Source organism: Paenibacillus sp. J31R120, assembly GCF_056269225.1.
In genome coordinates this window covers 94,907-111,062 of record NZ_JBWDNN010000009.1, presented here as the reverse complement: position 1 = coordinate 111,062, position 16,156 = coordinate 94,907, and the positions used below count along the sequence as shown (strand labels likewise).

General features: G+C 52.4%; 13 protein-coding genes. 11 read left to right on the top strand and 2 right to left on the bottom strand.

The window, feature by feature from the left end; all coding sequences use genetic code 11:
* Positions 1–2 precede the first annotated feature (2 nt).
* The 11 genes from AC0YNW_RS24720 to AC0YNW_RS24670 all read left to right on the top strand — a co-directional run bounded on the left by AC0YNW_RS24720 (position 3) and on the right by AC0YNW_RS24670 (position 13,695).
* Positions 3–1,745, top strand: coding sequence for an NADH-quinone oxidoreductase subunit N (locus tag AC0YNW_RS24720; RefSeq protein ID WP_475834184.1), 1,743 nt, complete (start codon positions 3–5; stop codon positions 1,743–1,745).
* 363 nt (positions 1,746–2,108) lie between these two features.
* Entirely contained in the window at positions 2,109–5,327 is a 3,219-nt protein-coding gene (locus AC0YNW_RS24715; protein ID WP_475834183.1) for a S8 family peptidase, read from the top strand.
* Positions 5,328–5,359: 32 nt separating this feature from the next.
* The gene (locus AC0YNW_RS24710) at positions 5,360–5,623 is read left to right on the top strand and encodes a DUF1146 domain-containing protein (RefSeq protein ID WP_387478702.1); all 264 of its coding nucleotides are present in this window, start codon (positions 5,360–5,362) and stop codon (positions 5,621–5,623) included.
* 273 nt (positions 5,624–5,896) lie between these two features.
* Positions 5,897–7,261 carry a UDP-N-acetylglucosamine 1-carboxyvinyltransferase gene (gene murA, locus AC0YNW_RS24705; protein WP_475834182.1) on the top strand — a complete coding sequence of 455 codons (1,365 nt, stop codon included), beginning with the start codon at positions 5,897–5,899 and terminating at the stop codon, positions 7,259–7,261.
* A gap of 300 nt (positions 7,262–7,561) precedes the next feature.
* Positions 7,562–8,788, top strand: coding sequence for a stage II sporulation protein D (gene spoIID, locus AC0YNW_RS24700; protein WP_475834181.1), 1,227 nt, complete (start codon positions 7,562–7,564; stop codon positions 8,786–8,788).
* A 64-nt stretch (positions 8,789–8,852) separates the two neighbouring features.
* Entirely contained in the window at positions 8,853–9,596 is a 744-nt protein-coding gene (locus tag AC0YNW_RS24695; protein ID WP_475834180.1) for a peptidoglycan DD-metalloendopeptidase family protein, read from the top strand.
* A gap of 177 nt (positions 9,597–9,773) precedes the next feature.
* Positions 9,774–10,061 (top strand): sporulation transcriptional regulator SpoIIID, encoded by a 288-nt coding sequence (gene spoIIID, locus AC0YNW_RS24690; protein WP_387478713.1) that lies wholly within the window; start codon positions 9,774–9,776, stop codon positions 10,059–10,061.
* 150 nt (positions 10,062–10,211) lie between these two features.
* A complete protein-coding gene (gene mreB, locus AC0YNW_RS24685; protein WP_387478716.1) occupies positions 10,212–11,201 on the top strand; it encodes a rod shape-determining protein in 990 nt (329 codons plus the stop codon).
* A gap of 310 nt (positions 11,202–11,511) precedes the next feature.
* Positions 11,512–12,378, top strand: coding sequence for a flagellar hook-basal body protein (locus AC0YNW_RS24680; protein ID WP_475834179.1), 867 nt, complete (start codon positions 11,512–11,514; stop codon positions 12,376–12,378).
* A gap of 33 nt (positions 12,379–12,411) precedes the next feature.
* On the top strand, positions 12,412–13,251 hold the full coding sequence (locus AC0YNW_RS24675) for a flagellar hook-basal body protein (protein ID WP_475834178.1): 840 nt from the start codon (positions 12,412–12,414) through the stop codon (positions 13,249–13,251).
* A 21-nt stretch (positions 13,252–13,272) separates the two neighbouring features.
* Positions 13,273–13,695 (top strand): DNA-directed RNA polymerase subunit beta, encoded by a 423-nt coding sequence (locus AC0YNW_RS24670; RefSeq protein ID WP_475834177.1) that lies wholly within the window; start codon positions 13,273–13,275, stop codon positions 13,693–13,695.
* A gap of 253 nt (positions 13,696–13,948) precedes the next feature.
* Here the strand turns inward: AC0YNW_RS24670 and AC0YNW_RS24665 are convergent, their stop codons facing one another.
* Positions 13,949–15,406, bottom strand: coding sequence for an MDR family MFS transporter (locus tag AC0YNW_RS24665; RefSeq protein ID WP_387478728.1), 1,458 nt, complete (start codon positions 15,404–15,406; stop codon positions 13,949–13,951).
* Positions 15,407–15,448: 42 nt separating this feature from the next.
* Positions 15,449–16,060: a TetR/AcrR family transcriptional regulator gene (locus AC0YNW_RS24660; protein WP_475834176.1), complete on the bottom strand. Its 612-nt coding sequence runs from the start codon at positions 16,058–16,060 to the stop codon at positions 15,449–15,451.
* Positions 16,061–16,156 lie beyond the last annotated feature (96 nt).

The following is a 16,156-nucleotide window of genomic DNA, read 5'->3' as shown; positions in this document are numbered from 1 at the left end:
CGATGCCGGAGCAAACATTATTTCAACCGTTGACATGGTCGGATCTGCTGGTGATGGCTCCTGAGCTTGCGCTCGGCGCTTGGTTTGTTCTACTAGTTGTGCTGGAGCTGCTGCTTCCAAGGAAGGTTAGCAGGAGCTGGATCGGGGGGCTGACACTGACAGGCCTGCTCGGCGCCTTTATTCTGGTTCTGCTGCGTATGATCGAATCGAACGGCGAGGTGGTCTCGCTGCTGGGAGACAGCTACCGAATCGATGATTTTGCGAGCCTGCTCAAGCTGTTGTTCCTGGCGGCTACGGCGCTTATCGTGCTGCTTGGGCTAGGCACGGTGCAGCAGGACAGGGCAATTGTAGATAAGGGCGAATACTTTTATTTGCTGCTGCCTGCTGTGATCGGGGCCATGACGATGGCCTCCTCCGAAAATCTCGTTACGCTTTATATCGGATTGGAGCTGCTGAGCATCACCAGCTATGTTCTGGTCGGGCTTAGAAGAAAGTCGTCCTTGTCGGCCGAAGCGGCCTTCAAATACGTTGTCACAGGGGGGATATCCTCCGCCTTCATCTTGTTCGGCATGTCCTATCTTTACGGTGTGACCGGATCGGTGCAGCTAGCCGGGATTAACGCGGCGTTGCCCGGAGCGCTGGAGCAGGCTGAGGCTCTCGTCTATGCTGGCTTTCTCATGATGATCATTGGATTCGCGATCAAGATTGCGGCAGCTCCGTTCCATGCATGGTCGCTGGATGTGTATCAAGGGGCGCCGACACCGGTAGCCGCTTTTCTGGCTGTCGTATCGAAAGGCGCCGCATTGGCGGTCGTCTTCCGGCTTATGTTCGCAACGGCTTTGTTCGCCAATCCCGAACGTACGGCCGTCAGCGGCGTTAGTGACGAATTGTTTTTCATCGTGCTGCTTGTTGCGGCTGCATCTATGCTGTACGGTACGCTGGCGGCTTTGCGACAGTTCAATGTGAAGCGTCTGCTCGCTTTGTCCGGCGTGGCTAACGCAGGCTATTTCTTGGTGCCAATCGGCATTTCCTTTACAGTAGGACACCTGAACAATATGTCCGAGTTCCTGTTCTATCTCATCGCTTATCTGCTCATGACGATAGGGGCATTTGCGATTCATACAATAGTCAGCCGGGCTGCCGGTCATGATGAGCTGAAGGGCTATGCCGGTATGTACTACCGCTCGCCATGGTCGGCAATTGCGATGATTCTTTTTGTCCTATCGTTAGCCGGGCTGCCTGTATCGGCCGGTTTCTTCGGGAAGCTGTTTATACTGCTTGGCGCCGAACGAGCGCAGGCCTACTGGATCGTCGCCATTATGGTGCTAAGCAGCGTCATCTCCTACTACTTCTACTTCGGATTGATCCGCCAAATGTTCATGCGCAGCAGCAACGGCCTATCCTCCGCTTCCGTTCCGCTCGACTTCGATGAGGATGAGGGATCTCCCTCCCATACATCAGGGCCCGCACCGTCAATTGCCATGCAGGAGGCCCAAGCAGGCCAAATCGAGACGGCGGGAACAAGGGAACAGGCAAGCGCAGAGGAGGCTGAACGAGGCTCTAGTCCGGAAGCGGGTGTCCCTGGTTCGCTCTCCGAGCAGTCGGACGGCGTTATTCGGATGCCATGGCCGACCGCTATCGTCATCACTCTCTGCGCAATATTAACGCTAGGGTTAGGCATCGTGCCTGGACCGATGATGGATATGATCCATCATCTATTCAGCTTCCCTCTACCGTCGCATTAGCAGGGGGCTCGCACCCTCTGGTCTTTTAAAAGCTCTGACGCTGAGCTGCACCGGTTATCGACTGGTTGGCAGCAGCAAAGCGACAGAGCTTTTTTGTTTCATCCAGCGGCTAGCCGGGTAAGGGATGTTAGTCATCGATTTGGCAAGGAATATGGGGCGACGGACTTATACGGCAGACTGCTTGCGAATGGTATATCTGTCCATAGCGCCGGGGCCTCCCGCTTGCCTGCTAGTTGCAATGGGAATGGGAGAGGCTTCAGCCGGTATCATCCGTCTTCTATGCCCTTTTTTATGATCAATAAGAAGGGAAAACGTATTCGTTCAACGAAATATTAATGAAATACGTTTCAAAGGCAGAATATAATGAACATAGACTATCATAACGATGCAAAAAAGAAGCAGGATCGGCCCATTTCCTATCCTGTATCTCATACTGAGGGCGCGGCTGCATCGCGCGCCCGATACAGTGCGAAGCGCCTCGTCCGCGGAAGAGGCGCTGACCGTGTTGCGCTCCTGGCGCGCAGAGGGCTGCGCCGCGCGTTCCTGGCGCTGCTGCTCGGGAGCATCGCGCTCTGGGGCTTATCCGCCCCAGGCGCCTCCGCTCCCGGAGGGGCCTCGCCAGCCGGATACGCGCAGGCGTCCGGCTCGGCAGCGCTGACAGAGCAGCCGCAGAGCTGGCTGCTCAAGTGGTCGGACCCCCAGCTCGCACATGAGCTGAGCGGGGTTGAGGTGATCCGCCGCCAGAGCGAAGCGGCGGTGGATGTCGTGCGCCCCGCCAAGGATGCGGGCGGGGATCTGGAAGATTGGCTGAGCCGCCTGAGCAGCGCGCCGGGGGTCGAGTACGTGCACCCGAATCAAAAGGTGCAGGTGCTCTCCATCACGGACGAAGAGCTAGCAGATTCGCTAGCGGCAACGGAAGCGTCAGATCCCGAGAATGACGTAGACGATGAAGCGCCAGTGGAGGAAGACCAGACGTCTGATCCAGCGACTGAAGAAGAGCGTGCTGCCGGCTCCAAGGATGCCGGTGCTAAGACCTCCTCTTCGCTAACGACAGAATCTCCGGCAGCAGATGAGCCACTGGCTGCAGCTAAAGCAGCGCCAATAAAGGCAAATGATCCCGAGCTGTCCAAGCAGAAGCATTTGACGCAGATTGGAGCCCTGAAAGCTTGGGAAACCATTAGGGAGCATACCGGAATTACGATTGCGCTTGTGGATACAGGCGTCGATCTGGATCATCCTGACCTGAAGGACAATTTGGTGCCTGGCGTAAACCTTGTCGATCCCAAGAAGCTGCCTGATGACGACAATGGTCATGGCACAAGCGTAGCTGGCGTTATCGCGGCCAAAGGAAATAACGGAATTGGCGTAGCCGGCATTCTGTGGAATGCCAAGCTTATGCCCGTCAAAGCTCTCGATCAATGGGGCGATGGAACGGAGCAGGATTTGGGAGAAGGCATTCTGTACGCTGTTCGCAATGGAGCCAAGGTCGTCGTGCTGTCTGTTGGCCTTCACCGGTATTCGCCTTATATGCAGGATATCGTGAACTATGCTGAAAACCATGGCGTGCTTCTGGTAGCGGCCGCAGGCAATGACGGTGTAACGCTAGGGAGCAAGGCGGCGGTCAAATATCCAGCAGCCTATCCCACTGTTCTCGCTGTGGGCGGCGTGAAAGCCGACGGTCAGCCGGACCCGCGGTCCAATCCCGGTCCTGAATTGGATCTTCTTGCTCCGTGGAACGTATACACAACGGGAGTGAACGGTACCTATAAGAAGGAAGAGGGCTCGTCTATGGCAGCACCGCAAGCTGCTGCCGCTGCAGCTCTCCTGATGGCTCAATATCCTGATTATCAACCCTATCAGATACGAGAGCTGCTTCGCCAAACGGCGAAGGATATCGGTCCCAAGGGTGCGGATACAACATCCGGTTACGGCATCCTGCAGCTGGATCAAGCCGTCACGGCTTCCTTGTCCAAGGATGCGCATGAACCAAACAATAGTATCGGCGCGGCAACGACCTTTCCGCTGATGAGTCAGATGATCGCTGAGCTTGAGTCGGCCAAAGATCAAGACTGGTATATGATTGATGTTCCCTTTGACGGCAAGCTTACGATTTATTACAAAGGGATGGTTGAATCGGGGCAGGCTGTGCCTGTTGTCCGGTTCACTCACTATGCGGGCGGCAAGCAACTGTCCGCCACAGATACCAAGTTGTCCACTAAAACGATGGATTTCGACGTCAAAAAAGGCAAGCAGTACATACAGGTACAGTACGGAAGTCCGGAGGAACGCAGAGCGCTTGCTTATGCCTTAATGTCATCCTTCACGATGAGTCCGGATCCGTATGAGCCGAATGACCGTATGGCGAATGCGTTCAAGCTGGAAGCCAAGTCGCAGACTATTTCGGGCTCCTTCCATCAGACGGCTGACCGTGACTGGTTCGCCGTGACGTTCAAGGAAGACGGGAAGTTGCAGCTTACGCTGGAAGGCAGTACCGCGCGCATGGATTTGGGGCTTTCTATTCAGCGGGAAGGCGGCTCGCTTACCCTATATGATGAGAACGGGGAAGGCATGAATGAATGGACACCAGTCATGTCGGTAACACCAGGGACGTATTATATCAGGGTGCACAATGCGATATCGCTGGAGGCTAGTCCAACAGTTGGCACCTATAAGCTGCGGCTGGATTACAAACCGGAGCTTACCGATCCCAATGAGCCTAATGACAAGAGCTATGAAGCTCTTCTCATGAATCCCGGCACGGAGTACAAGGGCGTCATACACAGCACCTCCGATATTGACTGGTTCCAGTTCCGTATGGCCAGCTCCGGTATTGTCCGGATGAATGTCGGGGGAGTGCCGACAGACGCCTCACTTAAGCTAGAGGTATATGACAAGAGAATGAGCCGCCTTGCACTCGGCACCACCGGATCAAGCGGCAAGCTGCAGACACAGGAGCAAGTGCTGCAGCCGGGCGTTTATTATGTGAAGCTGACATCGAGCAAAGCGTTCACGAACCAGTATTATCGCCTCTCGTTCCAAGCGGAGGAGCTAATCTCCGGGTTCCGGGATATTAAGGGGCATTGGGCCAGAGATGAAATCGTATCGATGGCCGCAAGCGGCATTGTGAACGGCACAGGCAGTTATCGCTTTCAGCCGGAGCGAAATATTACAAGGGCGGAAGCGGTAGCGATGATCGTCAAGGCGTATAAGCCGCTGACCGGCAATGTCGTAACCAAGTCGTTTTCGGATGTAAGCAGCAGCCACTGGGCGAATGATGCGATACGCAAAGCGGTTCAACAGGGTTGGGTGAACGGGTTTCCGGATGGAACCTTCAAGCCTGACAGACCGGTCACGCGAGCTGAGATGGCCGTTATGATCGGGCATGCAGAGGGTATAGCCGCACGAATACCGACCTCCCGTCCCTTCCAGGACGTGTCACAATACGAATGGTACTCTGCCATGCTTCATGCTATGAAGCTGGAGGGCAAGCTGAAGGGCGTCGAGCCGAACCGGTTCAAGCCGGAAGGCCAAGCGAGCAGGGCCGAATTTACCGTATTGTTGTACCGTTATTATAAGGACTAAGAGCCGTATCAGCGGCTCCCTGAGGAGGAGCTATGGGAAACAATGATGTAATGGGCGATTTGCTCCGGATGAACGGATTAACGGGGATGTTCTCGATCGTCGTGGAACTGCTCAGCATTCTGCTCGTCTGGATGTTGATTCGCGAAGTAAAGTGGGAGACGTTTTTTCATTTCCCTAACAGCCGAAAGGCGCAGGTGCTGAAAATTGTGCTTACTGTCGCACTCGGGCATATGTTCGCACAGTTTATCTTGCAATATTGGAATTACACTGTCATGCTGAAAACCTTTGTCGAATAACAACAGCGAAACATGTTAACAATGGGTAATACCATGCTGCACAATTTGTTGAAATTAGTCGACAAAAAAGGGTGATATCAGCCCGCAGTACAGGGTTAGATAGCGGCTACCGCTGTATTTCACCCCGCAATTGTTGCCAAGTGGCACAGATGCAAAAAGTGGAAAGAATTTAACCCTTGTCGATTATTGCAGCATAATGTTAAGATGAAGGTTAGTAATGCGATCGAAATCTGTCTAATTATTGAAATTGCTATTCGCGGAGGGAACACAAAGATGACTAAAATTATCGTCCGCGGAGGCCAGCGTCTAACGGGCACGGTCCGCGTAAGCGGCGCCAAAAATGCAGTGCTCCCCATTCTTGCTGCCTCATTACTAGCGACGGAAGGAGACAGCGTCATCTGTGACGTTCCCCTCCTCGACGACGTTATGACGATTCAGAACGTGCTCGCTTCTCTGGGAGCCCAAATTTCTTATAATAATGAAACCATGCGGGTATCCGCACCTTTAATTTCATCATTCGAAGCGCCTTACGAGCTTATTCGCAAGATGAGAGCGTCCTTCCTGGTTATGGGTCCTTTGCTGGCCCGTATCGGCAAGGTGCGCATTTCTCTTCCGGGCGGCTGTGCAATCGGTACCAGACCGATTGACCAGCATTTGAAGGGCTTCGAGGCGATGGGCGCCGAGATTACGCTCGGGCAAGGCTTTATCGAGGCGACAGCGCCGACCAGGCTGAGAGGCGCCAAAATTTATTTGGACGTTGCAAGCGTAGGCGCAACGGAGAATATTATGATGGCGGCTGCTCTGGCAAGCGGTACCACGACGATTGAAAATGCGGCGAAAGAGCCGGAGATTGTGGATCTCGCCAACTACATCAATGCGATGGGCGGCAAGGTCCGCGGCGCAGGCACAGGAATGATCCGTATTGAAGGCGTGGAGCGTATGAAGGGCGCCAAGCACAATGTTATTCCTGACCGCGTAGAAGCGGGTACGTATATGATCGCTTCTGCCATTACAGGCGGAGATGTCTTCATTGAAGGAGCCATCGCCGATCATCTGACGCCAGTCATCTCCAAGCTTCAAGAAATGGGTGTCGAGATTACCGAGAGTGACAGCGGCATCCGCGTCCGCTCCGGCCATCCGCTGAAGGCGGTTGATGTCAAGACGCTGCCGCATCCTGGCTTCCCAACGGATATGCAGTCTCAAATGATGGCGCTGCTTCTCGTATCGGAAGGTACGAGCGTCGTGACGGAGACGGTATTCGAGAATCGCTTCATGCATGTGGAGCAATTCCAGAAGATGAATGCCAGCATCAAGGTAGATGGACGCTCTGCTATTGTGACCGGCGGTGTACCGCTCACGGGAGCAAAGGTATGCGCTACTGATCTTCGCGCAGGTGCTGCTCTGATCTGTGCCGCCTTACGCGCTGATGGCGAGACGGAAGTAACAGGCTTGCATCATATCGATCGCGGCTACGTGGATATTACTGGCAAGCTGGCATCGCTTGGCGCCACCATTTATCGTGAGGAAGCGTCAGAGACCGTGGCAACTGCTCAGGCAGCTAGCAAAGCGGCCGATTCATCAACGTACAAGCGGGAGAAGGAAGTTGCAGTACTGAAGGTGCAGCCCACTTGGGCTTAACGTAATCGTAAACAAGAACAAACGGGAGATTCTCTAGCAGCTTGTCCGGCCAGACCGGACGGCGCAAGGAGTCTCCCGTTTTTTTGATGCTCTGTAGAGGCTGATTGCCGGGATAAGACATGATGCGATTGATAGAACCCGCCGCAAAAGAGATTAGAGAAGCTTCATTTTGCTTCTATCCTACTAGACGACTTCATAGACTGTACTATTAGGACGTGAGGCAAGAGACGTCCATATAGAAGCGCGGCATGGAGACAAACGGCTCCAGCGCTGGAATGGAGGGAGGTCGGCAGGCTTAGCATGGCGGGAAAGCTTGCTAGAGTTGGATTAAGCTTGCGTAGAAGCAAGCAATGGTGGATCATCTTCTGCATCGGCGTTTTGCTCGGTTTCACAGTATTCGGAATGAGAGGCATGATCATAGCCTCCGATGTGGCTGCCGCGGAGAGAAGAGCAGCGGCTGCGTCCCATAGGAATGAAACGGCAGGGCTGGCTCCAGAATCGGTCGAGCCTGCCCCAGAGGTGGGCCACACCGAAAAGCCGAAGCCGGTTGTACGTCAAGATGATGGCGCGAAGGAACCAACAAACTCAGTTGTTGTTGAGCCGTTACCGGTCAGCGAGCCAAGAACGGGAGCCGCAGAACTTGCGGTCCCGGCTAAAGGCGCACTGGACAATCAGCGCGTTCGTGTCTATCTGACAGATCGGAAGAAGGTAGAGAGCGTACCGCTGGAGACGTATGTAATGGGCGTACTTGCCGCCGAAATGCCGATTGACTTTGAACTGGAGGCGATGAAGGCACAAGCGATTGCAGCCCGCACCTACATTGTTCGCCGGTTGTCCTCGGCGGAGATGGCAAGCGAAAGAGCGGATGTGCTGGATACGGTGCAGCATCAGGCGTATCTATCGAAGGACGAGCTGGGCAAACGGTGGAAGGGCCAGGACAAAACGGTGAATTTGGCCAAGCTCAAACGAGCGGTAGACGAGACGCGAGGATATATTTTAACCTATAAGGGCGAACCTATTGAGGCGGCGTTTTTTTCTACTAGCAATGGCTTTACGGAAAACGCGGAAGACTACTGGACGCAATCGCTCCCTTACTTGCGCAGTGTAGAGAGTCCTTGGGATGAAGACATCTCTCCTCGTTACGAAGCGGAGACTTCATTCTCTAGAAAGGAATTGTACCGGGCGCTTGGTTTAAAGGGAAAGGCAGCCGGCTCCAAGCTATCCATTCATGTAACGAAACGTACGGAAGGAAACCGGATCAAAGAGGTTGTCATAAACGGCAAGTCTTTTAGCGGCAGGGAAGTAAGAGAGAAGCTAGGTCTTGCATCTTCTCATTTCAGCTGGAAGATCGAAGGCGACGAGATAGTTATCTTGACCTACGGGCTAGGACACGGTGTGGGTATGAGCCAGTGGGGAGCCAACGGAATGGCACAAGAAGGGAAGTTCGCGAGCGAGATTCTGTTGCATTACTATACGGGAACGAAAGTGGAACAAGCTTCGAAGCTTCCAAACCGGACAACCTCTTAAAATTTGATATGCCTCACGTATAAACCTAGCAGATGTGGCAACAATGGCTAGTGAGGTGATATCAATGAATGATCAAAACCAGAACAAACAAAAGCAAAGACCAGAGGAATCTCCCAAAAACTCACTGGGAGGAGCGTCTGCCGCGAAATCTAGCAGCGGACTGAAGAAACTATTCGCAAAGCGTTGGGTTTCTCCAGCAATCTTCATGGCTGCGGCGGCAATTATCGTAACCTTAATGTGGATCTATCAGGGATCTGATCCGGCGAAGCCGACAACGGGCCCGGACAACTCTACTGAGGTCGCGAAAGGTGAAGAAGGCGAAGGCCAAATTGCGCCGGAGGATGAAGTCGACGTTGTGGCTATCGCCGAGGACATGAAGTGGCCGGTAGCGAGCAAGCAGGATCTGCAAGTGGAAACCAAGTTTTATGATGAGAAAGCAAGCGAGACCGAGAAAGAAGCCGCGCTTGTCCAGGTCGGAACGACGTATTCGCCGCATACGGGCATCGACTTCGTCGATCCGAGCGGTCAGCCGTTCGACGTGCTTGCTGCTCTGAACGGCAAGGTAACGCGTGTGGAGCCGCATCCGCTTAATGGCAATGTCATTGAGATTAGCCATGGCAACGGTCTCGTGACCGTATACCAAAGCTTGACGGACGTTCAAGTGGAAGAAGGCGATGAAGTGAGTCAAGGAACAGTGATCGCACAAGCAGGCCGCAGCGACCTGGAACGCGAACTTGGCATCCACCTTCACTTCGAAACTCGGTTGAACGGAAAGACAGTTAATCCAAGCCAGTACATTTCCGAATAATTTTGGGAAGCTGGCGAATAGGCCAAAAGTTGCGACAGGCGGGGGACAATTCCCCTGCCTGTTTTGTTTTTTTCAAAAATTATTGCCTTTCAGGGCTTGTCACGCTTGGACATAAAGAATATCTACCCGCTGCACTCATATAATGTACCAAACTATCTCGAGTAGGGAGGCGGGAACGTGCACGATTACATCAAAGAGCGAACCATTAAAATAGGCCGTTGCATCGTGGAGACGAAGCAAACGGTACGAACGATCGCCAAAGAGTTCGGCGTGTCCAAGAGCACGGTGCATAAGGATTTGACCGAACGGCTGCCGGAGATTAACCCCGACCTGGCGGACCAGGTGAAGCACATTCTCGAGTACCACAAGTCGATCAGGCACCTCAGAGGAGGCGAAGCGACTAAAATCAAGTACAAAAAAACGAGTGCCAAAAAACGCGAGGTATTGGCTGCTGGAAAGGCGTAACGTCTTCTGAAGGGATTCCTGATTTTTTTACAAAGCATAGAGGATTTTTGTCCTTTTTGGCGAATAATGTTCGTTAGGGGTTTTTCCTGTTTTGGGAAAACAGAAGTGGAACGTTACGATTATCATTATTCGTTGGGGGACTTAAGCCTTATGCTGAGCAAGGATATCGGAATTGATCTTGGGACAGCCAATGTGTCTATTCATGTGAAAGGGAAAGGCGTTGTGCTTGACGAGCCGTCTGTCGTCGCCATTGAGAGCGACAGCAAGAAGGTGCTCGCTGTTGGCGAGGACGCGCATCGCATGGTCGGGCGTACGCCTGGGAATATTGTGGCCATCCGGCCGCTGAGGGACGGCGTTATTGCCGATTTCGAGATTACGGAAATTATGTTGAAAGCGTTTATTGATCGCGTGGACGGCCGCAAGTGGTTCAGCCGTCCACGTATTCTCATCTGTGCCCCAACGAATATTACATCCGTGGAGCAGAAGGCGATTCGCGAGGCTGCCGAGCGCAGCGGCGCGAAAGAAGTTTATTTGGAAGAAGAGCCTAAGGCTGCTGCGATTGGAGCAGGCATGGATATCTTCCAGCCTAGCGGCAATATGGTAGTGGATATCGGCGGCGGCACGACGGACGTAGCCGTCTTGTCCATGGGCGACATTGTTACGGCTTCCTCGATTAAAGTCGCGGGGGATAAGTTCGACGACGCCATCATGAAGTACATCAAAAATAAGTACAAGCTATTAATCGGTGAGCGGACAAGCGAGGATATCAAAATTAAGATTGGTACGGTATACGACAACGGCCGTGTGGAAGAGATGGATATTCGGGGCCGCGACATGGTCTCCGGACTGCCTCTGACGGTGACGATTCGTTCGGGTGAAATTAGGGAAGCGCTATGGGATCCTGTGATGTCCATTGTAGCGGCTGCGAAATTCGTGCTCGAACAGACGCCGCCGGAACTATCGGCGGATATCATTGACAGAGGTGTAATCCTGACCGGTGGCGGCGCGCTGCTGGACGGGCTTGATACATTGCTTGCGGACGAGCTGAAGGTGCCGGTTTTGATCGCTGAAAATCCGATGCATTGCGTCGTCAAGGGGACGGGCATTCTGCTCGATAACTTGGACAAGCTCAAAAAATAAATGGTTTTTGTCACAGGACAAGCTTTCGCGGGTAGGGCGCCATTGGGGGGCGTGCCGAAGCGGAAATGAGTCTAAGGTCATGGTCATGAGCTATTCAGAGGGCCTCGCCGCCAACCGATAATAGAGGATAGAGATCACGAATCGGGACGGAAGCTATGTTTACTTAGTAAACATTAGACTAATGCTTTCGGAGTTATGTTTGCTCCGCAAACATTAGGCTTATGCTTTCGATGTTATGTTTGCTCCGCAAACATTAAGCTTATGCTTTCGATGCTATGTTTACTTCGTAAACATTTTAGGAGGAATTGTCATGCTAAGAGGACTATACACGGCAGCATCGGGCATGATTGCCCAGCAGCGTCGCCATGACACGGTGACGAACAATATCGCCAATATCCATACGCCAGGCTACAAGCAGACCAACGCGGTTACACGTTCTTTCCCGGAGATGCTCTTGTCTTTGACAGGCGTGGATCAGGCGGAGCGCACGACTGTCGGACGCTGGACAAGCGGGGTTTTTGCTGAGGAAAGTCTGTCCATTCACCTGCAGGGCGATCTGACACAGACGAACCAGTCCTCCGATTTTGCATTGATATCCAATATAGAAGTCGACGGACTTGCCTTTGACGCATCGGGGAAGGCTACCGGGCCGGATGGGGTGCCAGTATTCCAGCCGCAAGCCTTCTTCACCGTACAGGACGGCAATGGCGATATTCGTTATACAAGGGGCGGCAAGTTTACGGTTACGGGTGACGGATTCCTGATGACCAGCGACGGTTCCAATGTTCTTGGCACCAACGGGGCGCCTATTCAGCTTCCTGCCGGAGTAGGGCTGGACAGCCTGATTCTGACGGACGACCAGCGCTTTGTAGACAGTAACGGCGTCGATATCGGGGCTCAGCTGCTCATTACCCGAATTGAAAATCCGAATGACCTGGTCAGAGAAGGCAACGGTAATTTTCGTTTCGTCGATGACCGTGGACAAGCCCGTCCGATCGAGGTTGGCGAGCGAATTGAAGTTAGACAAGGTTATGTGGAGCGTTCCAATGTGGATTCCGCTCAAGCGGCTGTAGACTTGATGTCTGCTCTGCGCGCCTATGAGGCCAATCAGAAGGTCATTCAATTTTATGACCAAAGCTTGCAGAAAGCGGCTAATGAAGTAGGACGGGTAGGCTAGACGATACGGACGAGCTAAGGGAGGAATTGCGACATGAATGCATCCATGATCAATGCGATGGTATCGATGAACGCGCTTCAACAGAAGCTGGACCTCATCGCTGACAATATGGCTAACGTCAATACGGTAGGCTACAAGAAGAAGGAAGCGACCTTCGAGGATTTGCTTAATAATGTCAAGAGACAACCTGATACATTCAGTCAGCCGGGCAGGCTGACGCCGCTTGATTTCAGCCAGGGCTGGGGCTCCAAGCTGACCATGATTCAGCCGAATTTATCCCAAGGACCGATGAAAGAAACGAGCGTGCCGACGGATCTGGCGATCGAAGGAAATGCGCTTTTTGAAGTGCAAGTAGACGGAGCGGGCAACCGTGCCTATACGCGCAGCGGAGCCTTCCAGTTGACGATGGCGGCAAACGGTGATACGATTTTGGCAACGGAAAATGGCTATCCGGTTATCGCGAATATCCCTGACGGCAACGGCAATATCGTCGAAGGGAATATTGTGTTGCCAGCAGGCTATAATCTCCGTGTCGATGCTGACGGAACCGTGCTTGGCGTATCTTCTGCAGGTACGATTAATCTGGGCAGCATCAAATTGCTTCAAGCAACCCGTCCGGCCGCACTGACGGCAGTAGCGGATAATTTGTTCGCGATCGCGACGGGCATCAATGTAGACGATGTTGTTCAGGAGATTACTCCAACTCTGGATAATCGGATCGCTTTGCGTCAAGGCTATCTGGAACAGTCCAACGTCGAGTATGTAGATGAAGCGACGGAGCTTATCAATGTTCAGCGTGCTTATCAATTGGCAGCAAGAGCTTTATCGTCCAGCGATACGATGATGGGCCTTGCGAACTCGATACGCGCGTAAGAACGAATGAAGGTGATAGGTATGGCCGATGATCGAATCCCCGCGAGCCGCAGAGAATTCGAGAACGGGACCATGAAGAAAGATGGCGATGAGGGAAGAACGTTGCGTTATGGCTCTATGAGCACGACGCTTTCCCGTACGCAGCGGCATGGCGGCACCCAGCCTGGTTATTCGGGCGAGGCAGCAGATCCGATAAAGGAGAAAAGCCGCAAATCCGTGCATGAAGAGCCAGGTGAGGAAGACGAAGAGGATTACAAATTTCCGAAGTGGGCAAGAATTGCCTTCTGGATGTTGCGCAAAAGCATTGTACCTATCGTGATGATTGTGATGCTGATCGTCGGGCTTTACGTAGGTTTCGTGTTTTTAGGTGATGGTTCCAAAAACGATGTATTCGAATGGGCAACCTGGCGCCATCTGTATGACCTGGTCTTCGCTGAATCCTAATCATACATGTCGAGTCGATATAATCAAGAGAGCTGATTTATGCAGTGTACACACTGTATGAATAGCTCTTTTTTATTTGTTTTGAAGATAGCATTAATCTGCGACCGCGGTCGCAACGTGCACAAAAAAAGCCCCGTTAAACGGGGCTCCATGCAAACCGATCGTTAACGCTGTTCCGTCAAGCGCTTCGTCTGCAGCTATTCGGGCAAGTCCATTCAGGCAAGCTTTGCCTGAATGATGCGATCCGTATACCTTAGGCCTTTGGTGCGACGGAACGTTTGATGAAGAGTGACATAATCAGTGCAATAATGGCGAACACCAATCCAAGCTTGAACGAGCTGTTCACACCAACGCTGAGGGAGTTCGCAAGCTCAACTTTGGACATGGGATCAGCAACGTCTGCCAGATAGTTCTTCTGGCTAGTGGTCATTACGCTGATGAAGAAGGCAATGCCAATTGCGCCGGATACTTGCTGCAGCGTATTCATAATAGCGGAGCCATGCGGATAGAACTTAGGCGTTAATTGATTCAATCCGTTCGTTTGAGCCGGCATCATAATCATGGACATCGCAATACTCATCGTGACATGCAGCAGAATGAGGAAGCCTTTGCTGGTGTCGAGCGATATTTGGGTGAAGAAGAACATGACGACGACAAGAATAGCTGCCCCTGGAATAACGAGCGCACGCGGTCCGAATTTATCAAACAGCTTGCCGGTAATCGGAGACAGGAAACCATTGGCTATGCCGCCCGGCAGAAGGACGAGGCCTGCTGCGAATGCAGTCATCATCATCCCTTGTTGCATCAGAATCGGCAGAAGCAGCAGCGTAGAGAACAGGGACATCATAACAATGATAATAAGCACGGTTGCAAAAGAAAACATCGGCGCTTTGAATGCCCGGAGATCGAGCATGGGCTCTTTGGAGACAAGCTGTCTCCAGATGAAGAGGATCAGCGCAATGCCGCCGGCAATAACAGGCAGGTAGACACGCTCGCTGGACCAGCCGCCGTGGCCTTCGCCCAGGCTGCTGAAGCCGAATACAAGACCGCCGAAAGCAATAGTTGATAACAGGATGGATAATATGTCTACCCGTGGTTTAGTGATCGTGGACACGTTCTTCAGGAAGACGGCCGCGAACAGGATGGAGAAAATCGCGAACGGCAATACCAGATAGAACAACCAGCGCCAGTCCAGCGATTCCAGAATCAGTCCCGACAACGTAGGGCCGATCGCCGGAGCGAACATAATAACCAGACCCATACTGCCCATCGCTGCGCCGCGTTTCTCAGGCGGGTAGAGGACAAGAATGGTATTCATCATAACCGGCAGCATAAGGCCGGTACCCAGTGCTTGAATCACACGGCCGATCAGCAAAACATAAAACTCAGGTGCGAGGGCACATACAAGCGTACCGATAGAGAAGAGTGTCATCGCGCCCAAAAACATTTGTCTGGTCGTAAACCATTGTACTAATAGAGCGGACACCGGAATTAGTATGCCGACAACGAGCAGATAGCTTGTTGACAGCCACTGAACGGTTGTATAGGCAACGTTGAAATCGATACTGAGATCGACAAAAGCGATGTTCAGCAGCGTTTCATTCAATATCGAGAAGAACGCGCCGATTATTAGGGAAATCAGTATAGGCAATCGCTTAATATTGCCCAGATCTTGCGGGGCCGCGCTAGATGCGGCTGCTGATGTATTCATAATTGCTTTAACCCTCCAAATCCTTATCCAAATGTTCTTTATTTAGTTTTTCCTAAGGTCTGTTGCTCTAATCCCGTAAAGCAAAGCGTCCAACGCTACACGGTAAAGCCGAATCGCTTCCTCCAGGTTCAAATCGCGCGAGGAATCGCCAAGCCCGCGGAACATGCCTTCCAGAACGCGGCCAAGATCTGAGGCGTTCACCGACTTGAATTCTCCGGAGTCAACGCCCCGTTGAATCAGTTTTTGGTAAAATACGCGATTCTCCTCTGTCTTTATGGCGATTTGGCGGCAGCCTTCCTCGCTCTTGCCCCAGGCTTCCTCAAGAAACTCTCTGGCTGCCCGGTTCAAGGGATGATGGAATCCGCGTTCCAGTCCGGCTTCAATCATGCCATTAAGCATATCCGTCGTGGATTCATAGAGCTGTTCCTGCTCTGCCCATAGCGACTTCCATTCCGTTTCGAATTGATCCAGCAGCGTGAGGAATAATCCTTCCTTGCTTTTGAAGTGATAATAAATATTGGCCTTGCTCACTCCGGTAGCGGAAGCGATATCTTCTATAGAAGCAGCATGATAGCCTCGTTGTGAAAACAGGATGTTCGCAGCTTCAATAATACGCGATTTCGTCTCTTCGCTTTGCGTTTTCTTTTTGTTCAAGACGCCTCTCCTTCCTTGGGAACTGACCGTTTGAAAAACATAAACTGAACGGTCAGTCAGTATTGTAGCATGCACAATCCTTTTGTGCAATTCCTT